This is a genomic window from Pseudomonas sp. zfem005 (assembly GCF_032621735.1).
Taxonomy (GTDB): domain Bacteria; phylum Pseudomonadota; class Gammaproteobacteria; order Pseudomonadales; family Pseudomonadaceae; genus Metapseudomonas; species Metapseudomonas solani.
Map to the genome: position 1 here is coordinate 234788 of NZ_JAVYJE010000002.1, position 19940 is coordinate 254727.

A 19940-nucleotide genomic window follows, 5' to 3' on the forward strand; every position below is an offset into this window, starting at 1 on the left:
GGGCGGCTGTGGATAACGCTAGCCGCGCCGCTCCAGCGCTTGCATCAACAAGGTGCGACCGGCACTGAGCACCTCTTCCTGGCGCGATTCGCTGGCGAGCATGCGCGCGATCACCAGGGCGCCGACGCATTGGGAAATCACCGCCCAGGCCAGCTCGCCGTCTTCGAGTATCTCGGCCCAGGCCTGCTGCAGTTGCAGCATCCAGTGCTCGGCGGTCTCGCGCACCGGCAGGTCGGCGCGGGCGATCTCCGCGCCCAGGGCGGGAATCGCGCAACCGCCTTCGGCGTTGTGAACATGGGCCATGCTCAGGTAGTGCTCGAGGCAACGCTGCAGGCGTGCCTGGTCGAAGCCTTCGCCCTGGGCGACCTGGCCGATCAGGCTGCGCGACAGCTCGCGCTCGACGATGGCGGTGAACAGGTCGTCCTTCGACGGGAAGTGGCTGTAGAAGGCGCCACCGGTGAGGCCGATGGCCTTCATCAGGGCGTCTACGCCGGTGCTGGAGAAGCCGCCAGCCTTGGCGATCGAGCCGCTGCTCTCCAGCAGTTTCTGCCGGGTTTCTTCCTTGTGAGTGGGGGAATAGCGCATGTCGACCTCCATAAAACGCACTGCTTGACGCGGGTTGGACTGTAGCATAACGTCCGTTCAGCTAACGACCGTTTAGTTAAAGGTGACTGCCATGAATACCGAATCGAACAACAACAAGGTGGTGCTCGTGATCGGCGCCGGTGATGCCACCGGCGGCGCCATTGCCCGGCGTTTCGCCCGTGAGGGCTATATCGCCTGCGTGACCCGGCGCAGCGCGGACAAACTGCAACCCCTGGTGGACAGCATCCGCGCGGAAGGCGGCCAGGCCCACGGCTTCGCCTCCGACGCGCGCAAGGAAGAGGACGTGACCGCGCTGGTGGAGCAGATCGAGAGCGAGATCGGCCCCATCGAAGCCTTCGTCTTCAACATCGGCGCCAACGTGCCCTGCAGCATCCTCGACGAGACCGCGCGCAAGTACTTCAAGATCTGGGAGATGGCGTGCTTCTCCGGCTTCCTCACCGGCCAGGCGGTGGCGCGGCGCATGGTCACCCGTGGGCGCGGCACCATCCTCTTCACCGGCGCCACGGCGGGCCTGCGCGGCGCGGCCAACTTCGCCGCCTTCGCCGGCGCCAAGCACGGCATCCGCGCCCTGGCGCAGAGCATGGCGCGCGAGCTGGGGCCACGGAACATCCACGTCGCCCACGTGGTGGTGGACGGTGCCATCGACACCGACTTCATCCGCGACACCTTCCCCGACATCTACGCCCGCAAGGAGCAGGACGGCATCCTCGACCCGGAGCACATCGCCGAGAACTACTGGTTCCTGCATAGCCAGCCGCGGGATGCCTGGACATTCGAACTCGACCTCCGCCCCTGGATGGAACGCTGGTGATTACTGACGGCCGGCTGCGCGATGCTCGCTCGGCCTCGACTCCGCAGAGTTATTCGAAGGACAAAAAATGAACAAGAGCGTCGAATTCTTCTTCGATCTGGGCAGCCCGGCCAGTTACCTGGCCTGGACCCAACTACCTGCCCTCTGCGCCCGCAAGGGTGCGACCCTGGTGTACCGGCCGATGCTGCTGGGCGGGGTGTTCCAGGCCACGGGCAATGCCTCGCCCAATGCGGTGCCGGTGAAGGGCCGCTACTCGATGATCGACCTGGACCGCCATGCGAAGCGCTATGGCGTGCCGCTGGTGTTCAACCCGCATTTTCCCATCAACACCCTGACGCTGATGCGCGGTGCCATCGGTGTGCAGCTGCACCAGCCGGAGCGCTTCGAGGCCTACCTGGAGGCGATGTTCAAGGCGATGTGGCAGGAGCGGCGCAACCTGGGCGACCCGGCGATCCTCGGGGCGACCCTGGTGGAAGCCGGTTTCGATCCCCAGGCGCTGCTGGCGCTGGTGGGCGACCCGGCGGTGAAGGACGCGCTGAAGGCAGCCACCGAGGAGGCGGTCAAACGTGGCGTGTTCGGGGCGCCGACCTGCTTCGTCGGCAGCGATATGTTCTTCGGCCAGGACCGCCTGGACTTCATCGAGGAAGCCCTGGGCTAAGCCTCAGGCCTGCAGCAACCGCGCCGGCAGGCGCCGCAGCAGGTCGGGGTCGAGACGCAGCAGGCGTGCGGCGCGCTCTTCCAGCAGTTCGCCCACGTCCTGCCCCACGGGCAGGCGCAGCAGGCTGGCGCAAAGGTTCATCGCCAGCGCTTCACGGGAGAAGACCCCGGTACCCAGGCCGTAGAAGGCCGCCACCAGCTCGCGCAGGCCGAAGGGCAGGCGCCAGCGGATGCGCAGCGCGGAGCCGAAGCTGGCGGCGCGCTTGCGCAGGGTTTCCAGCAATTCCTCGTCGCTCAGCCCGCCACCAGCGTCCTGCCAATCCTGCAGGCTGCGCAGCAGGGCCAGTTCACCCATGTTGTGCAGCAGGCCGGCGGTGTAGCAGAGCTCGGCATCGAGATCGAGTTCGCTGGCCATCCAGTAGCCCAGCTCGGCGCTGCGCTGGGACGATTTCCAGGCGATCTCGGCCAATTCGGCCAGGCGCGGGTCATGCAGGTGGGCGTTGCGCTCCAGGGCCATGCCCAGCACCAGGTTGAGCACCCGGGTGACACCCAGGCGGTGCAGGGCCTGGCCGAGGGTCTGGCAGGGCACGCCGAGGTGATGGGCCGCGCTGTTGGCGGCGGCGATCAGCTTGGCGGTGATCTGCGGGTCACGGGAGAAGACGTCGTCGAGGTCACGCAGGTCGACATCGCTGGCCTGCAGGCACTGGCTGACGGCGTCGCGCACATCGCTGAGCAAGGGCGCGCCCTGCCCTTCCTCGCGCACGCTGTCGAGGTATTCCCTGAGGGTGCCGACCAGCAGCGGGGCCACCGTGCCACCGGCCTTTGCTGCGCCGGGCAGCAAAGTGCCCAGGCGCTGGCGCAGGCCCTCGGCGTTGAACGGCTTGCCCAGGTAGGCCGTGGGCGCCAGGGGCAGCGCGGCGCGCACGCTGCTGGCGTCGACCTTCTCGCTGATGAGGATGAAGGGCAGCACCGGCGTACGCGGGTGGCGCCTGAGCTGGCGCAGCAGTTCCAGGCCGCCGCCGCCCTGCAACTCGCCGTCGGCGATCACCAGGTCGGGCAGGCGCCGCTTGCAGCGGGCCAGGGCGGCCTGGGTATCGGGCACGCGCACCACGCTGGCATCGCCACGTACATCCAGCACCAGTTGCGCGAGCAAGTCCGCCGTCCAGGGGTCGGCCTCGGCAATCAGGATTTCCGGGACCTTGGCGTGGGCGGGCATGTGAACCTCGAAGGGCAGCGCGATCCAGGGGCGTGGCCTGGAAGCCGGGAATGCGATGGAGTTGGCAAAAAAGTGAGCGCGCAGTCTAAACCGCACCCCACGGACTGGATAGTGGCCTTTTGGGGGTATTGACCACTTGGATAGGAACGGCTTGACGCAAGGCAAAAAAAGGCCCGCCGAAGCGGGCCTCAAATACGCCTGGCTGGTGAGCCTCAGGCGAGTTCGTCGAAGCACTCGGCGACAATGGCCAGGCCCTTGTCGAGCTGTGCATCGGGAATGGTGACCGGCATCAGGAAGCGGATGACGTTGTAGTAGGTGCCGCAGGACAGCAGGATCAGGCCCTTGTCGCGCGCCTTGGCAACGATCTTGCCGACCAGCTCGGCGGCTGGCTTGCTCTCGTCGCCGCCTTCGAACAGCTCGATGGCGACCATGGAGCCCAGGCCGCGGACGTCGCCGATGACCTTGTGCTTGGCAGCGATGTCACGCAGGCCGGCCTTCAGGCGCTCGCCCACGGCCTGGCTGCGCTCCAGCAGTTTCTCTTCGTCGAAGACCTTGAGCACGGCCAGGGCCGCGGCGCAGGCGATCGGGCTGCCGGCATAGGTGCCGCCCAGGCCGCCGGGAGCGATGGCGTCCATGATCTCGGCCTTGCCGCACACGCCGGAGATGGGGAAGCCGCCGCCAACGGATTTGGCGAAGGTGGTCAGGTCCGGGATCACGCCCAACTGCTCGGTGGCGAAGAAGGTGCCGGTACGGCCAGCGCCGGTCTGCACTTCGTCAGCGATCAGCAGGATGCCGTGCTGGTCGCACAGGGCGCGCAGGCGCTGCATGAAGGGCTTGGAGTTGACGTAGAAGCCGCCTTCACCCTGCACCGGCTCGATGATGATCGCGGCGATGTCCTGGGGCTGGGCGTCGTTCTTGAAGATGCGCTCGATGCTGGCGATGGAGTCGTCTTCGCTCACGCCGTGCAGCTCGCACGGGGCCAGGGCGCGGAACACGCCACCGGGCATCAGGCCCATGCCGGCGGAGTACGGAACCACCTTGCCGGTCAGCGACAGGGTCATCATGGTGCGGCCGTGGTAGGCGCCGGTGAAGGCGATCACGCCGGCGCGGCCGGTGGCGGCACGGGCGATCTTCACGGCGTTCTCGACGGCTTCGGAGCCGGAGGTGACCAGCAGGGTCTTCTTGGCGAAGTCACCCGGCACGCGCTTGGCGATTTCTTCGCAGAGTTCGATGTAGGGCTCGTAGGCCAGCACCTGGAAGCAGGTGTGGGACAGCTTGGTCAGCTGCTCCTGGACGGCGGCGACCACTTTCGGGTGCAGGTGGCCGGTGTTCAGCACGGCGATGCCGCCGGCGAAGTCGATGTACTCGCGGCCTTCCACGTCCCAGACGGTGGCATTCTCGGCGCGCTCGGCGACGACCGGGTGGATCTGGCCCACGCCACGGGGAACAGCGGCGGCACGGCGTTGCAGGATGGATTCGTTGGTCTTGCTCATGGTTTCCTCACGGCCGCTCATCGGGCGGCGCAGCTTCAAGGATGAATGCCCCCGGCAGGTTGCAGCGCAGCATTCGATGATCGACTGCGCAGGCCTGTCGGAGGCTCGACGTGGTTCATGTGGTACCGCTGGGGCGCCGCGCGCTCTTTCGCGCCTTGCCCCGTCTTTACATCAGATTCAGATACCGCCGAGGCAGAGATACTTGATCTCCAGGTAGTCCTCGATGCCGTATTTGGAGCCTTCGCGACCCAGGCCCGAGGCCTTGATGCCGCCGAAGGGCGCCACTTCGTTGGAGATCAGGCCGGTGTTGATACCCACCATGCCGTACTCCAGGGCCTCGGCCACGCGGAACACGCGGCCCAGGTCACGGGCGTAGAAGTAGGAGGCCAGGCCGAACTCGGTGTCGTTGGACATGGCGATGACTTCGGCCTCGTCCTTGAAACGGAACAGCGGAGCCAGCGGGCCGAAGGTTTCTTCCTTGGCCACGGCGGCGGTCTTCGGTACGTCGACCAGGATGGTCGGCTCGAAGAAGGTGCCGCCCAGGGCGTGGGGCTTGCCGCCGGACACGACCTTGGCGCCTTTGCTCACCGCGTCCTGGATGTGCTCCTGGACCTTGGCCACGGCCTTCTCGTCGATCAGCGGGCCGGTGGTGATGCCGTCTTCCAGGCCGTTGCCGATCTTCAGCTTGGCCACGGCCACTTTCAGCTTCTCGACGAAGGCGTCGTACACGCCGTCCTGCACGTACAGGCGGTTGGCGCAGACGCAGGTCTGGCCGTTGTTGCGGTACTTGGAGATCAGCGCGCCGTCGACGGCGGCGTCCAGGTCGGCGTCATCGAAGACGATGAAGGGCGCGTTGCCGCCCAGCTCCAGGGACACCTTCTTGATGTCCTTGGCGCATTCGGCCATCAGCTGGCGACCGATCTCGGTGGAGCCGGTGAAGGACAGCTTGCGCACGATGGGGTTGCTGGTCAGCTCGCTGCCCACTTCGCCGGCGCTGCCGGTCACCACGCTGAACACGCCTTTCGGGATGCCGGCGCGCTCGGCCAGTTCGGCCAGGGCCAGGGCGGAATACGGGGTCTGCGAGGCAGGCTTGAGCACCATGGTGCAGCCGGCGGCCAGGGCCGGGCCAGCCTTGCGGGTGATCATCGCAGCGGGGAAGTTCCACGGGGTGATCGCCGCGGTAACGCCGATGGGCTGCTTGATGACGATCAGGCGCTTGTCCGGCTGGTGGCCGGGAATGACGTCGCCGTAGATGCGCTTGGCTTCTTCGGCGAACCATTCGATGAAGGAGGCGGCGTAGGCGATCTCGCCCTTGGCCTCGGCCAGCGGCTTGCCTTGCTCGAGGGTCATCAGGCGACCGAGGTCGTCCTGGTTCTCGATCATCAGCTCGTACCAGCGGCGCAGCTTGTTGGCGCGTTCCTTGGCGGTCAGCGCACGCCAGGCCGGCAGGGCCTTGTCGGCCGCCTCGATGGCACGGCGGGTCTCGGCGGCGCCCATCTTCGGCACGGTACCGAGAATCTCCCCAGTGGCCGGGTTGTTGACCTTGATGGTCTGGCCGCTGTCAGCGTCCAGCCAGGCGCCGTCGATGTAGGCTTTCTGGCGGAACAGGGTGGCATCTTTCAATTGCATCGCTGTCTCCTTCACACCGGTTACAAGGAGCCGGGGGCACGTTGTTTTTGTTCGGCCAACACGGGATTGGCCAGGAGGGGGATCCGATTGGAACGGCCTGACTTGGCGTTTGCAAGGGGCGTTTGAAATCTCAAACGAATCCTAGGGCCAGAGGGGGTAAAGGGCAATAGGCTGTTCGATAAAACAGACGAAAACTGGAAATATTTGCGTGTTTTACTGTGCAGAATCGAGCACGAGCGTCATTTTCGTTCGAAATCACGAACATTCGTGCCAGCGTGGACGCTGGCAGCCCTTGCAGGTATCATTGCGCGCCTCTTCAAGCATCCGTAGCTCAGCTGGATAGAGTACTGCCCTCCGAAGGCAGGGGTCGTGGGTTCGAATCCCGCCGGATGCGCCAGATCGATGTCCCGACCGTCCCATGACGGTCGCGGCACCCCGGAAAGCCCGCCTCGCGCGGGCTTTTTCGTTTCCGCCGTTCGGCGCGCGCGTCGCGGCGCTCACGCGCGGCCCGGTTCGGTGCGGGTCTGCTCGCGCAGCAGTTCGAGGTAGCGCCTGGCCGCCAGCCCGAGCGGGCGCTTCTTCAGCCAGACCGCATCGACCCACAACCGCATCTGGTTGGCCATGTCGGCAAAGGCGACGTGCTCCAGCGCACCGGATGCGATCAGCGGCTGCACCAGCGGCTGGGGCAGGTAGGCCCAGCCGATGCCCGCCTGCACCAGGCCCAGCGTGGCCAGGTAGCTGTCGGTCAGCCAGACCCTGTGGGACAGCACGATCTGCGGATCCGACGCCTTGGGGTCGCCAAGCGCGACGACGATCTGCCGGAGCTCGGCCAGGCGGGATTCGCTCAGCGCCGCCTGGCTGTAACCAGGCGCGGCGACGGCCGCCAGCAACTGGCTTCCCGCCTCGACGAAGGCCTCGCGCTCGTCGATCCCCGGGCGTTCGAACACCAGCGCCAGCTGCACGCTGCCCTCATGCAGCATGCGCGTGGCATCGGCCTGGGCAGCGGAGCGGACTTCGATCTCCAGCGTGGGGAACTCACGCGCCAGCGTCGACAGCGGCTGGCTCCAGGCGCCGCTCTGCAGCTCCGGCGCCATGGCCAGCACCAGGCGCGGCTCGAGCCCGGCATGCAGCTGCAGGGCGTGCGCGTCCAGCAGGTTGAGCTGGCCCGCCACCTGCCGCGCCTGGGGCTCCAGCGCCCTGGCCGCAGCCGTCGGCAGCGCCCGGCGGGAGGAGCGGTCGAACAGTTCCAGGTCCAGCTCGGCCTCCAGTTGGGAAATCGCCATGTTCACCGCCGACGGCACGCGCCCCAGGGCCCTGGCGGCCGCCGAGAACGAGCCGGCATCCAGCACGGCGAGGAAGACTTTCAGGGATTCGCTGCTAAAGGCCATGGTGTTGTCAGTTCTGCTGATAACGGTTGTCTTTTTCTATCAGCAAAACGCCTTTAGCTTCCAGCTCAACACAGCCATGCAGGAGAAAAACCATGTCCGAACCAGTATTGATGGGCCAGGTAGCCCTGGTCAGCGGGGCCGGCAGCGAATCGGGGATCGGCATGGCCATCGCACGGCGCCTGGGGCGTGCCGGCGCGAAGCTGATCGTCACCGCCAGCAGCGCGCGCATCGCCGACCGGGTGACCGAGTTGCGCGCGGAGGGCTTCGACGCGCACGGCCAGGCCGCGGACCTCACCGATGAAGCCGCCGTGCACGAACTCCTCACCTGGGCGCAGGCGCAATGGGGGCGCATCGACATCCTGGTGAACAACGCCGGCATGGCGATGCAGGGCAGCCCGGAACCCTTCGCCGAGGTGGCGGGCATGAGCCTGGAGATGTGGAACCTGTCGCTCACGCGCAACCTCACCACCGCCTTCCTGCTGACCCGGGGCGTGCTGCCGGGCATGCGCGCCCGTCGCTACGGCCGCATCGTCAACATCAGCTCCACCACCGGAACCCGGGGCAGCAACCCGGGTGAGGCCGCGTACAGCGCGGCCAAGGCCGGGATGCTGGGGATGAACATGGGGCTGGCGCTGGAGGTCGCCCGGGAGGGCATCACCGTCAACTCGGTAGCCCCGGGGTGGATCGCCACCGGTTCGAGCACGCCCGAAGAGCAGCACGCGGCGCAGTTCGTCCCCATCGGCCGGGCCGGACGCCCCGAGGAGATCGCCGCGGCCGTGGCCTTCCTCGCCTCACCCGAGGCCAGCTACATCACCGGCGAAGTGCTGGTGGTCGACGGCGGCAACTGCCTCGTGGAAAACAAGGCGCCCTGATCGCAGCCCTTAGCCATGCGAGAGAACAGCCCATGAATCCTGTAGTCCTGATCACCGGTGCCGCCGGCGGCGTCGGCCGCGCGCTGGTGGAACGCTTCATCCAGGGCAGCTGGCGCGTGTTCGCCACCGACCAGAACGCGCCCTCACTCCAGGCCCTGGCCAGCGAACAGCCCCTGGCCGGCCACCTGGCCGTGGACATCCGCCAGCCCGGCGCCTGCCGCGAGGTGGTCGAGGCCGCCACCTCGGCGACGGGACGGCTGGATGCACTGGTGAACGCGGCGGGCGTGTGGCGTGAGGGGCCGGTCGAAGCCTGTTCGGAGGAGGATTTCGACCTCGTCCTGGACGTGAACCTGAAAGGCACCTTCTTCATGTGCGCGGCCGCCATCCCACCGCTGCGCCAGAGCCGGGGCTGCATCGTCAACATCTCCAGCGACGCCGGCCGCCAGGGCAACCGCAACGCGGCCGCCTACTGCGCGAGCAAGGGCGGCGTCACGCTGCTGACCAAGACCCTGGCGCTGGACCTCGCGCCCGATGGCGTGCGCTGCAATGCGATTTCACCGGGCGACATCGAAACGCCGATGCTGAAGTTCCAGGCGCAGCGCTACGGCAACGGCGACCCACAGGGCTACTACCGCGAGCTGCTGGCCAAGTACCCGCAAGGCGCCGACGCGCGCTTCATACAACCGGCCGAAGTGGCCGAGCTGGCCTACTTCCTCTGCCAGCCGGCAGCCGCCTCGATAACGGGCGCCGACATGGCCATCGACCGTGGGGTGTCGGCGGGGAACTGAATGGCATGACCTCGGCTAGGGATGGGGCAGGGTTCTTTTACACATCGACTGCGCTAACGCGCTCAGTCAAATGACCGCCAAATGAATAACGCAGTGCCAGGCCCCAAAATAGGCTGAGGCTATGTCTTGGAAGGCGGGATAACGCCCGCCCAGTCAAATGACCGTCAAATGAACTCAGGCCCACCAAGGTACATAGCGATATGTCCTGCGGTTGGCTGCAGGATCATAGAGGCGGATCAGCCCGGCCTCGATGGTCTGCTTGATGACACGACTGACCATGGCGCTATTGCCCTCGTCGATCTGGAAGCGCAAGCGTAGCGAGGTGTTGTTCATCGGCTCGCGGTTCACATACTTCAAGCAGCAGTGCTGGTAACAGGCACGAATACGATCTTCTTGGCCCATGTTGCGGTAGTCCTGATGGGCGAAGAGCACCACGCGGGTGTGCTCCTCTGTCTGCTCGAAAATCGGAGCCGGCAACTGGTACAACTCGGTCTGCGCCACCACCTTGTCGATGCCACTGCCACGCTCCTCGCATATGCCGATACGGCGCATGAAGGAGGCCAGCCCCTCGTTGCGGCTGCGCGGCGGGCTGTCGAGAAAGCGCTGCGGATCGACCAGCGGCACGCCGGGATTGGTTATTTCCAGACGCTGCTCGAACAATTCGATCATAGGTCCGGTGCCGCTGAGGTTGAAATCCTGGTGAATGATGGCGTTGGCCACTAACTCTCGCAGGGCCAGCTCCGGGTACATCGGAACCTCTTGGCGGAATGCCTTGCCGATTTCCTCGTTGGCCGGCAGCAGTGCTTTCAGGGTATCGATCAAGCCCTCGAACCCCAGGGCATAGCCCTTGTTGCCGGGCAGCTCGCGCAACGTCTCCAGCTTGCCGTTGCCCTTGTAATGAATCAGCCGCACTGCCTTGCGCCCCAGAACGGGGAAATCCTGCAAGCGCTTGGCGAATAGGATCGCGCCCAGGTTGCTGATATGCCATTGCCCACTGTCGCTGCGCTGGATCATGCGATCGGCGGCCAGAGCGGCGAGTATCGCTTCTCGGCCTTCGGGTAAGGGCTGAAGTGTGAGATCGAAGTAGGCGGAATAGTTGAGCAATTTGAGCACCTGGTCGACATCAAGGTTTTGCAGGGCCGCTTGCTGCTCGAAGGGTACGCGGTCGAAGACGCGCCAGAGCGCCCGCTCCTTTTCTGGAAACTCGCGCAGCTTCTTCTTGTAAGAACCAACGCGGATATATTCGACCCCGTCGAACTGGACCGGCGTATGGCGGGCAGCCTGGACTTCCAGGATCACAACCGGCATGCCCTCGAGGGCCGTGAATTCGAAGAAGCGGAAGTGGATCTTCGGAGCGGTCTTCTGCAGCAGCCAGCTTTCCAGTTCCTGTTGCTTGTAGCGCGCGGTGGAAGGCCTGAAGGCAGTACCGATCACGGCATGGCTGGCGTCGTCGATCCCCCAAAGCAGGTAGCCGTACTCCTTGCCAAGCAAGGCGGCGGCATTGGCCAGCGCTGAAATGTATTCGCCAATCAGCGGCACATCGTCGTTGTTCTGCTTGAACTCTACCCACTCGGTTTCCTGCGGCAGCGCACATAGCTCCCGCAATAGGGACTGCAGATAGCTCAGGTCGCGCTCCACGCTCATTTGACGATCTCCTGTTCCTCGAACTCAAAGATTGCTGTGAATCCTCTGGTTCACAGCAGCAACTCCGCGTCAGAAACCCACCGACCTCGCATGCCGGACAGAAGCAGCATCTTAATCAAAGGGATTCGCAGCGAGCTAACGATGACGAACAGGTTCAGGCGGCCGTAACCGAGCCGCTGTGCATGACGACCGCCACCCTCAGCCCCCCTGCCCCGCCACCATCAGCGTCAGCCGCGCATCCACCTTGCCGGTGGCCACCTTGTCGAGGCTGGCTTCGGTGAGGGTCACGCCGCGTTTATCCAGCTCGGCCAGCCACTTCAGCATCGATTCGAACGAGGCCTGGGTCAGGGTGACCAGCAGGCCGCCGTTGCCTTCGTTGTCGAAGCGCTCCAGGGTCAGCCCCTGCTTCTGCGCGGTGCTGGTGACCAGGCCCTGGAGTTGCTCGGGGGCCAGCTCCACCTGGGCGCTGGCAGCCTGGCGGCGGGCCTGGCCGGCGTTGGCCTGGATGTAGGTGAACAGCGCCTGCTGCTGTTGCTGGTAGGCGCGGGCACGCTCGACCCGGGCGGCCACTGGCGACCAGACCGCCAGGTAGAACAGCGCCAGGGCGAGGAAACCGCCCAGCAGCTGCAGGGCCAGGCGATCACGCGGCGGCAGCTGCTGCCAGCGCTGCCACAGCGGGGACTGCTCCAGCCCTTCGCGCAGGCGCGTGCGGATGTCCGTCAGGGCGTTCATGCGCCACCTCCCAGTACGACGCGGGCGGTCACGCCCCCTTCTTCACGGCTGGCCGAACCCAGCTGCACGCTGAGGCCGGCCTTGACCAGACGCTTGCGCAGCTTCTCCAGGTCGGCGAAATCCTTGGCACGGACCTGCAACGCCAGGTCGCCACGGGTCTGGCTGTAGTCGACGTTGGTCACCGTCAGCGCCGCCTGGGCTTCGGCTATGGCGCTGGAGGCCTGGTCCAGCAGGCTGATGAAGCCCCCCTGCGCGCGGGTGCCCTGGCTGAGGTGCTCGGCGAATTGGGCCTTGAGGTTGACGATGCGCTTGTCCTCGGGGAACAGCTGGCGATAGAGGGCGTGGCTGGATTCGACATAGGCATCGCCACTGCGCTCCAGCAGCCAGGCCTGCACCAGGTTGAAGGCCAGGAACAGCACCACGCTGACGCCAGCGAGGGCCGCGAGGGGGCGCCAGGCCACCCAGGCGCGGCTTTCGGTGCGCGGGGCGAATTCGCCCTGGGCCAGGTCGATAGCGCCTGCACGGCCGGCAGCCAGCAGGCGATAGGGCTCGGCCTCTTCCCGTGGCTGGGTCTCGGGGGCGCACAGGGCACCGAGGGATGGCCAGTGGGCCAGGGGGAAGGCCAGGCGCGTGTCACAGGCACCGCCCAGCAGCGCCCGCTCGCCGATCACCAGCAACTGCTCGCCATCGCGGGGCAGGAGGTCGGCGTCCACATGGATGGCGGCGACCTTGATGCCGAAGTCTTCCAGCTCTTCCAGCCACCCGGTCAATTGAGCGCGGCGCAGCACCAGCACCGGGTAGCGGCCATCGGCCAACTGGGCGCCCAGGGCCAGATGGAACAGCTCTACGTCCTCGGCGAGCATTTCCTCCACCGCATAGGGCAGCGCCTGGTGCATCAGCCGCGCCTTCTGCGTCGGCAGGCCCACCACGAAGGCACTGGCCATTTCCATGGGCAGCACCAGCGCCACCGGCCGCCCCTGGAGCAGCGCGGCGCATTCGGCCAGCGGCAGGCTGCGGCCTTCGCCGGTCGCTTCCTGCCAGTGCACCTGGCAGGCGGGGCCGAGGACCGCCCCGCCGACGGGCGGGATGAATAGGCAATCCATGGTCATTCTTCCTGTGGTTCGAGGGGCGCCTGGGCCAGGTAGCCCGGCTGCCCGAGATCACGCTTGAGCACGCGGACCACGCCTTTCGGGTCGCGTTGCAGGGTGCTGAGCAATACCACCTTGCGCTCCCCCAGGCGCACTTCGCTGCGCACCTGGAAATAGGCGCTGCCCACCCCCAGCCCCGCCGCGCGCACGCCGGTGCCGGCCATGGCCGGTTGGTCGAGGAAGGCGCGGATGTCCGGGTAGCCTTCACGCCCGCGCCCGCTGACCAGCGATTGGGCCGCGCCCGGGTCGAGGTTGTCGGCGAGGCAGGAGAGCACCATGGGGCTGGCGGTGTTGACGTTGAGCGGCACCTTGGCCGGCAGCGTGGAGACCCAGGGGGCGAGCAGGCGGTAATCCTCCTCGCTCATGTCCAGCAGCAGGCGCAGTTCGGAGACGTCCTGCAGCTCGCGGCCAGCAGTGCGGTAAGGGGGTTGGGCCAGCAGGTACTGGTTGTCTTCGGCGCCGTATTCGCCGCTGGGCTCCTGGTCCTTGTCCAGCCAGTCCACCAGGCGGTCGGCGTAGGGCATCTCGATCTTCAGGCGCAGCAGCAGGCGGTTGAAGCGCTCGACGGAGAGCTTGTCCACCTTGTCGCCCTGCACCAGGCTGTTGAGGTTGAAGCGCCCGGCCAGGTCTTCGATGTGCACGCCGATCTCGCCCTGGTCGATGGGGAATACCGGCAGCGGGCGGGCCCAGTCCTCCAGGGGGTGGTCGATGGGTGCACGCGGGTCGCTGCCCGGTTTCTTCAGGTCGCGCAGCAGCACCGACTGGCCCAGGGCCTCGCCGCCCAGGGCGTAGTGCCAGGCCTGCTGGATGGCGATGCGGTTGGCGGCGCCACGGATCGACAGCTGCTGGCGGAGGATGAGCCCCGCGCAGATGACGGTGACGATGGAGACCACCAGCAGCACGGTGACCAGGGCGACGCCCCGCTGGCGGGTCATGCGCCCTTCTCCTTGCCAGCGTCGGGCTTGGGTTCGGGCTCGGGGGTTGGCTTCTTGTCGTCGTCGGGCGTGGTGCCGCCTTCGCTGGGCTGTTCTTCCACGCCCATCTCCGGCAGCCGGTAGAGCCGGGTCAGCCCGCCGTAGTGGCGTTGCTCCAGCTTGAATTCGACCGCCACCGGCAGGCGCCCACGGGCCTTGGCCGGATCGGAGTCGCCCAGGCTCGGCGGCCACTGTTCCTGCCACTGGCCCTTGTCGTCGAGGTAGCGCAACTCCACCGAGCTGACGCCTTCGAGCACCTTCTGCACCCGGGGCGGGCTGTCCACCGCCTGGTCGAGCACGGACCAGTACACGCGCTCCAGGGTCGAGCCGGCCAGGCGCCAGCGCACCCGCTGCAACTGGGAGCGGGTGCTGCCCAGCGGGTTGCGCCAGCCGGCACGGCTGAATTCGAGGGCGGCGGTGCCGTCGGTGGCACCCAGCTCACCCACCAGGGCACCGCGTTCGTCACCGTAGGCGTCGCGCACCACGCGCGGCAGTGCCTGGCCCAGGTCACGGTCGATGGAGGCGAAGGCACGGCCCAGTTCGCGCAGGGATTTCTCATGCTCGCGGGTCACCTCGTCGGCCTTCATCACCGTTTCCAGCATGCGGTAGGTGCCGAGGCCGAGCAGGGCGAAGATGCCGATGGCGATCATCACCTCCAGCAGGGTGAAGCCGCGCTGCCGGCTCATCCACGCACCGCCAGGAAGCCGGTGAGGCTGAACACCGAGCGCTCCTTGATCGGCGCGCTGGCGCCGCGCTCGGGCTTGGGCGCCACCCAGACGGTGACGCGGCGCAGGCCCTTGTCGCTGGTGGCTTCGATCTCGCTGTGGGTTTCCCACTGGCGGCCGCCGTATTCCAGCACCTTGTCCTCGCGGCCTTCACCCGGGGTGGGCTGCTTGATCTGCAGTTCGGTGACGCGGTTGTCGGCGATCCAGCCGGCCAGGGTCTTGTCTTCCAGTTGCCCGGCGACGATCAGGCTGCGGCTGGCGGCAGTCAGCACCGAGGCAGCGACCGTGGCGAAGATGGCCAATGCCACCAGCACCTCCAGCAAGGTGAAGCCACGGGCACGGCGCATGCTCATCGCTCCTTGGCCTGCTCGGCGCTGGGCAACTGGTAGCCATCGCTGGCCAGGGCGTAGGCGTTGCCATCGGCACGGCGTTCTTCCAGGCGCAGGCTGAAGGGCGTGAGCTCGCCGCTGGAGAGGATCAGCACCTGGGGCACGGGCTTTTCCTTGCGTTTGTCCTTCTCCGGCTCGTCCTTGGCCAGGCCGGGGCGGCTTTCTTCCTTCACCTTGGGCTCGGGCAGCTTGAGGGCCTCCCCTTCCAGCTCCAGGCTCAGGCGCATCCAGGCGGCGGGGCGGCGTTCCGGGCGGGTGGCGTCATCGGTCCAGGTGCCGGAGGCGTTGTCGTAGGCCAGCACCCGGTAGCTTTCGGCCGTCACCAGCAGGCCGTATTCGCGGCCATCCAGCACCGCTTCGTCGGCGAGGATGGCGATGGTCGCGGCCAGGCGCTCGGCCTCGTCGCGCAGCTCGCGACCGCTGCTGGCATTGCCGTTGGCGAGCACGGCCACGCTGACCAGGCAGCCGATGATCACCAGGACCACCAGCAGCTCGATCAGGGTGAAGCCACGCCCGCGCCCCATCAGTTTTCCCAGTTACCAATATCGGCATCGGCGTCGGTGCCGCCTTCCTTGCCGTCGGCGCCGAAGGAGTACAGGTCGTAGGCACCCTTGGTGCCGGGGGCCAGGTACTGGTAGGGGTTGCCCCAGGCGTCGACCGGCAGGCGCTTGAGGTAGCCGTCCTTGTTCCAGTTCTTCGGCTGCGGGTTGCCGCTGGGCTTCTTCACCAGCGCTTCCAGGCCCTGCTGGGTGCTGGGGTAGGCGAAGTTGTCCAGCTTGTACATGTCCAGCGCGGCGCCGATGGCCTTGATGTCGCCCTTGGCGACCGTGACCTTGGCCTGGTCCGGACGGTTCATCACCTGGGGTACAACCAGCGCGGCGAGGATGCCGAGGATGACCACCACGACCATGATTTCGATCAGGGTGAAGCCTGCTTGCGTACGGCCTGATTTCACGCGGTTACCCCACGAGCTGGTTGAGGGAAAGGATGGGCAGGAGGATGGCGAGGACGATGACCAGCACCACCGCGCCCATGAACACCAGCATGAAGGGCTCGAACAGCCCGACCAGCATGGCGATACGGGCAGCCAGGTCGTTCTCCTGGTTGCGCGCGGTGCGGGCCATCATCTGGTCCAGTTCACCGGATTTTTCACCGCTGGCGATCATGTGCAGCATCATCGCGGGGAACTCGCCGCTCTGCTCCAGGGCGCGGGTCAGGCTGCTGCCTTCGCGCACCTTCTGCGCCGCCACTTCCACCTTGGCGCGGATGGCCCGGTTGGCCACCACCTGGGCGGCGATGCCCAGCGCCTCCACCAGGGGCACGCCGCTGCGGGCGAGAATCGCCAGGGTGGAAGCGAAGCGCGCGGTATCGGTGGCGCGTACCAGGCGCCCCACCAGCGGGATGCGCAGCAGGATGATGTGGAAGCGCAGGCGCGCGCCGTCCCGACGCAGTGATGCCTTGAGCGCGCTGATGCCGGCCACCGCCAGCAGCAGGATCAGCCAGCCCCAGTGCTTGACCACCTCGCTGGTGGCGATCAGGCCACGGGTCAGGGCCGGCAGCTCCTGCCCGGTGTTGACGAAGACCTTGACCACGTCGGGCACCACGTAGCCCAGCAGGAAGCCGACGATGCCGAGGGAGGCGCACATCAGGATCACCGGGTAGAGCAGCGCGAGCTGGACCTTCTGCCGCGATTGCTGGCGTTGCTCGGTGTAGTCGGCCAACTGCTCCAGCACCGGGCCGAGGTGGCCGGCGTGCTCCCCCGCCGCGACGGTGGCGCGGTACAGGTCGGGGAAGGCACTGGGGAATTCCTTGAGGGCACCGGCCAGGCTGTGGCCTTCCAGCACCTTGGAGCGCACCGCCAGCATCATGGCCTTGACCCGGCCACTCTCGCTTTGCGCGGCGACGGCGCCGAGCGCCTCCTCGATGGGCATGGCGGCCTGCACCAGGGTGGCCATCTGCCGGGTGAGCAGGGCCAGCTCCATGGCCGAGAGCCCGCGCTGGAAACTCCAGCGGCTGCCCACCGATTCCTGGCGGGTGCGGGTGGGTTTCACGTGCAGCGGGGCGAGCTGACGGTCACGCAGCAGCTGACGCACCTGGCGGGCGCTGTCGCCCTCCATCACGCCCTTCTTCTGCTGGCCCCGGCTGTCCAGGGCGATGTATTCGAAGGCGGCCATTTATTCTTCCCGGGTCACGCGCAGCACTTCTTCCACCGTGGTCACGCCTTCGAGGATCTTGCGCCGGCCGTCATCGCGGATGCTGGGGCCGCTGGTGCGGGCGTGGCGGGTCATCTCCTGTTCGGAGGCGCCGTTGTGGACCAGGGTGCGCATGTGGTCGTCGAAGACCACCAGTTCGTAGATGCCGGTGCGGCTGCGGTAGCCGGACTGGTTGCATTCGGCGCAGCCGCGCGCGCGGTGGAGCGTCGGCGGTTGCGCCGGGTCGAGCCCCAGCACGTCGCACTCGGCGGCGTCCGCCTGGTAGGGCTCCTTGCAGTGGGAGCAGAGCACGCGCACCAGGCGCTGCGCGAGCACGCCGAGCAAGGAGGACGACAACAGGAAGGGCTCGACGCCCATGTCCACCAGGCGGGTGATGGCGCCGATGGCACTGTTGGTGTGCAGGGTGGAAAGCACCAGGTGACCGGTGAGCGACGCCTGCACGGCGATCTCGGCGGTCTCGCGGTCACGGATCTCGCCGACCATCACCACGTCAGGGTCCTGGCGGAGGATGGCGCGCAGGCCGCGGGCGAAGGTCATGTCGACCTTGGCGTTGACCTGGGTCTGGCCGATGCCTTCGAGGTTGTACTCGATGGGGTCTTCCACCGTGAGGATGTTGCGGGTGCCGTTGTTCAGCGTCACCAGGCTGGCGTAGAGGGTGGTGGTCTTGCCCGAGCCGGTGGGCCCGGTGACCAGCAGGATGCCGTGGGGCTTGCGCACGGTCTCCTCCATCTGCGAGCGGTCGCGCGCGCTCATGCCCAGGTGCTGCAGGGTCAGGCGGCCGGCCTGTTTGTCCAGCAGGCGCAGCACCACGCGCTCGCCGTTGGCGGACGGCAGCGTGGAGACGCGGATGTCCACTTCACGCCCGGCCACACGCAGGGAAATACGGCCGTCCTGGGGCACGCGCTTTTCGGCGATATCCAGCTTGGCCATGACCTTGATCCGCGACACCAGCAGCGCTGCCAGCTCACGCCGAGGCTGCACCATCTCGCGGAGGATGCCGTCGATGCGGAAGCGCACCACGAGACGCTTCTCGAAGGTCTCGACATGGATGTCGGAAGCGTTCTCCTTGATGGCCTCGCCGAGGATGGCGTTGATCAGGCGGATGATCGGCGCATCGTCCTCCTGCTCCATCAAGTCCTCGGTTTCCGGCACCCGTTCGGCCAGGCTGGCGAGGTCGAGCTCATCGCCCAGGCCCTCCACCATCTGCATGGCGGCCGAGGAGTCGTGCTGGTAGGCCAGGCTCAGCGCGGCATCGAAGGTCGCCGCGTCCAGCTCCTGGAACGCCAGGGGCCGCCCGACGAAACGCAACGCCTCCCCCACCGCCGCCAGGGCCGTGCCCGGCCGATACACCAGCCGCGCCCCATCCGCCCCGACCTGGACCAGCACGCCGTGGCGCTTGGCATAGGCGAACGGCAACCGACGCAGGCTGACGGCCTCGGCAGGGGAGTCGACGGAATCGAGAGGGCTGGCGCTGGGCATCGCAGAATCCATTGCGTTGGAGGCCGACGGACAGCAGGCGGGGTCCCGGCCTGCTAAAGCCTTGAGCACCACCGCAACCCGGACGGGGAGCGATGGCACGGTGCAATTAAATCACAGGTGGAGGGGCGATTTGGTGCGGGAGTGCGCAGGGAAAGGGTGCCGTTCGGCGGGCACTTGTGTTTAAAGACGCTTCGGCATCGTGAAGGGGAATCGGTGAGAACAATATGGTGCCCTTGGCGGTTGGCCGAGCACCCAAGATGCCTCAGAACTCACCGATATAGAACGGATCCCTCTGCTTGTATGCATTCAAGTCAATACGCTCAAGATTAGACTTTGCCTGGCGCCACATTGTTTGTAGAGGCTCCAGCAAGGGGCCAGTATCCAGTAATTGGCGTAGCTCATGACAATAGGCTGCGCGCTGATCATCGACTCCCTTCTCGGGACAGCGAGCTACCAGTACAAGGAAGCAGCTTAGATAAAACTGGATCGCTTGATCCGCTTCAATTTCCGTCATGTACGCGGCCGTCAAGGAATCAAACCAATGTTTCCCCATGTAGTTATATATGCAATAGGGATTTGTTGGTGTTTTGCCGTCCAGCCATAGGCAGGAGTCATAATAAAAGAGATGCCCAAAATAAGAGCTGGGCTCGAAAAGCTTCTTGCCCTTGTAGCTAAGGGATTCACTACCAGGCGTCCGGCCGGTAAGGAAATGGTAGAGCTTCTTTTCGGTGCCTCCCATAAAACCCAACGGAGGAACGACGTCGGAGCCTTCATAAGGAGTTGCACCGTCATAATGCCGAGCACTGGCGTGCTGCATCAGTATCTCATACGAGTCACGCAGGCTTCTGTCGATCTGCCACCCCCATGAGAGCCCTTTGCAGAGTTCTCTCCATGACTGACCATCGCCAGTGGGCTCGATACTCACATGGGTTGTCCACGCCTCAGGGCCCGCGAGAAAGCGCTTGGTTATCTCGACCCAGGATTCGGTGCTTTGATCGGGAGAAAGCCAGAGACGGTAGACCAAGGGGATGGGGTCGTTTTCCATGGGGCGCAAGTTAGGCTCTTTACCTTTGAGAAAGTAGGCCTCGAAAACCTTAAACGCCACTTTCTGCCCGGCATACGTCAGGCGAAATTTTATATCCTCCCAAGCCGCCTTTCGCGCATCAGTCATGGGCT

Annotated in this window: 20 protein-coding genes and 1 tRNA gene; 5 read left to right on the plus strand and 16 right to left on the minus strand. The window is 66.2% G+C overall.

The annotated features are described in order from the left end of the window. Positions 1–18: 18 nt before the first annotated feature. Positions 19–585, minus strand: coding sequence for a TetR/AcrR family transcriptional regulator (locus RTW82_RS05390; protein ID WP_021220458.1), 567 nt, complete (start codon positions 583–585; stop codon positions 19–21). A 91-nt stretch (positions 586–676) separates the two neighbouring features. Between RTW82_RS05390 and RTW82_RS05395 the strand changes: the two genes are divergently transcribed. Together RTW82_RS05395 and RTW82_RS05400 are read left to right on the plus strand one after the other, a co-directional pair. After that, on the plus strand, positions 677–1417 hold the full coding sequence (locus RTW82_RS05395) for an SDR family oxidoreductase (protein ID WP_263402486.1): 741 nt from the start codon (positions 677–679) through the stop codon (positions 1415–1417). Positions 1418–1484: 67 nt separating this feature from the next. Next, on the plus strand, positions 1485–2075 hold the full coding sequence (locus RTW82_RS05400) for a 2-hydroxychromene-2-carboxylate isomerase (protein ID WP_316924472.1): 591 nt from the start codon (positions 1485–1487) through the stop codon (positions 2073–2075). Between the two features lie 3 nt (positions 2076–2078). On the opposite strand, the gene RTW82_RS05405 is transcribed toward RTW82_RS05400, so the two are convergent. From RTW82_RS05405 to gabD, 3 genes are all read right to left on the minus strand, one after another. After that, positions 2079–3290: an HDOD domain-containing protein gene (locus RTW82_RS05405; protein ID WP_316924473.1), complete on the minus strand. Its 1212-nt coding sequence runs from the start codon at positions 3288–3290 to the stop codon at positions 2079–2081. Between the two features lie 212 nt (positions 3291–3502). Further along, entirely contained in the window at positions 3503–4783 is a 1281-nt protein-coding gene (gabT, locus tag RTW82_RS05410; protein ID WP_271659414.1) for a 4-aminobutyrate--2-oxoglutarate transaminase, read from the minus strand. Between the two features lie 177 nt (positions 4784–4960). Next, positions 4961–6412, minus strand: coding sequence for an NADP-dependent succinate-semialdehyde dehydrogenase (gene gabD, locus RTW82_RS05415; RefSeq protein ID WP_263402490.1), 1452 nt, complete (start codon positions 6410–6412; stop codon positions 4961–4963). 320 nt (positions 6413–6732) lie between these two features. Between gabD and RTW82_RS05420 the strand changes: the two genes are divergently transcribed. Then, positions 6733–6809, plus strand: a tRNA-Arg gene (locus RTW82_RS05420). A gap of 100 nt (positions 6810–6909) precedes the next feature. Here RTW82_RS05420 and RTW82_RS05425 read toward each other — a convergent pair. Continuing rightward, a complete protein-coding gene (locus tag RTW82_RS05425; RefSeq protein ID WP_316924474.1) occupies positions 6910–7800 on the minus strand; it encodes a LysR family transcriptional regulator in 891 nt (296 codons plus the stop codon). Positions 7801–7892: 92 nt separating this feature from the next. Here RTW82_RS05425 and RTW82_RS05430 point away from each other — a divergent pair, with 92 nt between their 5' ends. Both RTW82_RS05430 and RTW82_RS05435 read left to right on the plus strand, forming a co-directional pair. After that, positions 7893–8672 (plus strand): SDR family NAD(P)-dependent oxidoreductase, encoded by a 780-nt coding sequence (locus tag RTW82_RS05430; RefSeq protein WP_316924475.1) that lies wholly within the window; start codon positions 7893–7895, stop codon positions 8670–8672. A gap of 32 nt (positions 8673–8704) precedes the next feature. Further along, complete coding sequence (locus tag RTW82_RS05435; protein ID WP_316924476.1) at positions 8705–9460, plus strand: SDR family oxidoreductase; 756 nt, start codon at positions 8705–8707, stop codon at positions 9458–9460. 174 nt (positions 9461–9634) lie between these two features. Here the strand turns inward: RTW82_RS05435 and RTW82_RS05440 are convergent, their stop codons facing one another. From RTW82_RS05440 to RTW82_RS05490, 11 genes are all read right to left on the minus strand, one after another. Then, entirely contained in the window at positions 9635–11104 is a 1470-nt protein-coding gene (locus RTW82_RS05440; protein ID WP_316924477.1) for an ATP-binding protein, read from the minus strand. 198 nt (positions 11105–11302) lie between these two features. Then, the gene (locus tag RTW82_RS05445; protein ID WP_316924478.1) at positions 11303–11836 is read right to left on the minus strand and encodes a type II secretion system protein M; all 534 of its coding nucleotides are present in this window, start codon (positions 11834–11836) and stop codon (positions 11303–11305) included. After that, on the minus strand, positions 11833–12939 hold the full coding sequence (gene gspL / locus RTW82_RS05450; protein WP_316924479.1) for a type II secretion system protein GspL: 1107 nt from the start codon (positions 12937–12939) through the stop codon (positions 11833–11835). Before gspL ends, RTW82_RS05445 begins: the two co-directional genes overlap by 4 nt. A gap of 2 nt (positions 12940–12941) precedes the next feature. After that, the gene (gene gspK / locus RTW82_RS05455) at positions 12942–13919 is read right to left on the minus strand and encodes a type II secretion system minor pseudopilin GspK (RefSeq protein WP_316924480.1); all 978 of its coding nucleotides are present in this window, start codon (positions 13917–13919) and stop codon (positions 12942–12944) included. After that, positions 13916–14644, minus strand: a complete 729-nt coding sequence (gene gspJ, locus RTW82_RS05460) for a type II secretion system minor pseudopilin GspJ (RefSeq protein WP_316924481.1) — start codon at positions 14642–14644, stop codon at positions 13916–13918. Before gspJ ends, gspK begins: the two co-directional genes overlap by 4 nt. Then, a complete protein-coding gene (gene gspI / locus RTW82_RS05465) occupies positions 14641–15030 on the minus strand; it encodes a type II secretion system minor pseudopilin GspI (protein ID WP_148304336.1) in 390 nt (129 codons plus the stop codon). The genes gspJ and gspI overlap by 4 nt, the downstream gene beginning before the upstream one ends. A 2-nt stretch (positions 15031–15032) precedes the next feature. Further along, positions 15033–15599: a type II secretion system minor pseudopilin GspH gene (gene gspH, locus RTW82_RS05470; RefSeq protein ID WP_316924636.1), complete on the minus strand. Its 567-nt coding sequence runs from the start codon at positions 15597–15599 to the stop codon at positions 15033–15035. Beyond that, positions 15596–16027 (minus strand): type II secretion system major pseudopilin GspG, encoded by a 432-nt coding sequence (gspG, locus tag RTW82_RS05475; RefSeq protein WP_031288110.1) that lies wholly within the window; start codon positions 16025–16027, stop codon positions 15596–15598. Before gspG ends, gspH begins: the two co-directional genes overlap by 4 nt. Before the next feature lie 4 nt (positions 16028–16031). Further along, positions 16032–17246 carry a GspF family T2SS innner membrane protein variant XcpS gene (gene xcpS, locus RTW82_RS05480; RefSeq protein WP_316924482.1) on the minus strand — a complete coding sequence of 405 codons (1215 nt, stop codon included), beginning with the start codon at positions 17244–17246 and terminating at the stop codon, positions 16032–16034. After that, entirely contained in the window at positions 17247–18764 is a 1518-nt protein-coding gene (gspE, locus tag RTW82_RS05485) for a type II secretion system ATPase GspE (protein WP_316924483.1), read from the minus strand. It lies immediately after the preceding gene. 262 nt (positions 18765–19026) lie between these two features. Continuing rightward, the gene (locus RTW82_RS05490) at positions 19027–19935 is read right to left on the minus strand and encodes a hypothetical protein (protein ID WP_316924484.1); all 909 of its coding nucleotides are present in this window, start codon (positions 19933–19935) and stop codon (positions 19027–19029) included. Positions 19936–19940 lie beyond the last annotated feature (5 nt).

What these genes read in the sequence shown, in the direction of transcription:
- RTW82_RS05430 (WP_316924475.1), top strand. Translation starts at nt 7,893, where the DNA reads ATGTCCGAACCAGTATTGATGGGCCAGGTAGCCCTGGTCAGCGGGGCC.
- gspK (WP_316924480.1), bottom strand. Translation starts at nt 13,919, where the DNA reads ATGACCCGCCAGCGGGGCGTCGCCCTGGTCACCGTGCTGCTGGTGGTC.
- RTW82_RS05395 (WP_263402486.1), top strand. Translation starts at nt 677, where the DNA reads ATGAATACCGAATCGAACAACAACAAGGTGGTGCTCGTGATCGGCGCC.
- gspJ (WP_316924481.1), bottom strand. Translation starts at nt 14,644, where the DNA reads ATGAGCCGGCAGCGCGGCTTCACCCTGCTGGAGGTGATGATCGCCATC.
- RTW82_RS05435 (WP_316924476.1), top strand. Translation starts at nt 8,705, where the DNA reads ATGAATCCTGTAGTCCTGATCACCGGTGCCGCCGGCGGCGTCGGCCGC.
- RTW82_RS05445 (WP_316924478.1), bottom strand. Translation starts at nt 11,836, where the DNA reads ATGAACGCCCTGACGGACATCCGCACGCGCCTGCGCGAAGGGCTGGAG.
- RTW82_RS05490 (WP_316924484.1), bottom strand. Translation starts at nt 19,935, where the DNA reads ATGACTGATGCGCGAAAGGCGGCTTGGGAGGATATAAAATTTCGCCTG.
- RTW82_RS05400 (WP_316924472.1), top strand. Translation starts at nt 1,485, where the DNA reads ATGAACAAGAGCGTCGAATTCTTCTTCGATCTGGGCAGCCCGGCCAGT.
- gspE (WP_316924483.1), bottom strand. Translation starts at nt 18,764, where the DNA reads ATGCCCAGCGCCAGCCCTCTCGATTCCGTCGACTCCCCTGCCGAGGCC.
- gabD (WP_263402490.1), bottom strand. Translation starts at nt 6,412, where the DNA reads ATGCAATTGAAAGATGCCACCCTGTTCCGCCAGAAAGCCTACATCGAC.
- gspI (WP_148304336.1), bottom strand. Translation starts at nt 15,030, where the DNA reads ATGCGCCGTGCCCGTGGCTTCACCTTGCTGGAGGTGCTGGTGGCATTG.
- RTW82_RS05405 (WP_316924473.1), bottom strand. Translation starts at nt 3,290, where the DNA reads ATGCCCGCCCACGCCAAGGTCCCGGAAATCCTGATTGCCGAGGCCGAC.
- RTW82_RS05425 (WP_316924474.1), bottom strand. Translation starts at nt 7,800, where the DNA reads ATGGCCTTTAGCAGCGAATCCCTGAAAGTCTTCCTCGCCGTGCTGGAT.
- gspL (WP_316924479.1), bottom strand. Translation starts at nt 12,939, where the DNA reads ATGGATTGCCTATTCATCCCGCCCGTCGGCGGGGCGGTCCTCGGCCCC.
- RTW82_RS05390 (WP_021220458.1), bottom strand. Translation starts at nt 585, where the DNA reads ATGCGCTATTCCCCCACTCACAAGGAAGAAACCCGGCAGAAACTGCTG.
- RTW82_RS05440 (WP_316924477.1), bottom strand. Translation starts at nt 11,104, where the DNA reads ATGAGCGTGGAGCGCGACCTGAGCTATCTGCAGTCCCTATTGCGGGAG.
- gabT (WP_271659414.1), bottom strand. Translation starts at nt 4,783, where the DNA reads ATGAGCAAGACCAACGAATCCATCCTGCAACGCCGTGCCGCCGCTGTT.
- xcpS (WP_316924482.1), bottom strand. Translation starts at nt 17,246, where the DNA reads ATGGCCGCCTTCGAATACATCGCCCTGGACAGCCGGGGCCAGCAGAAG.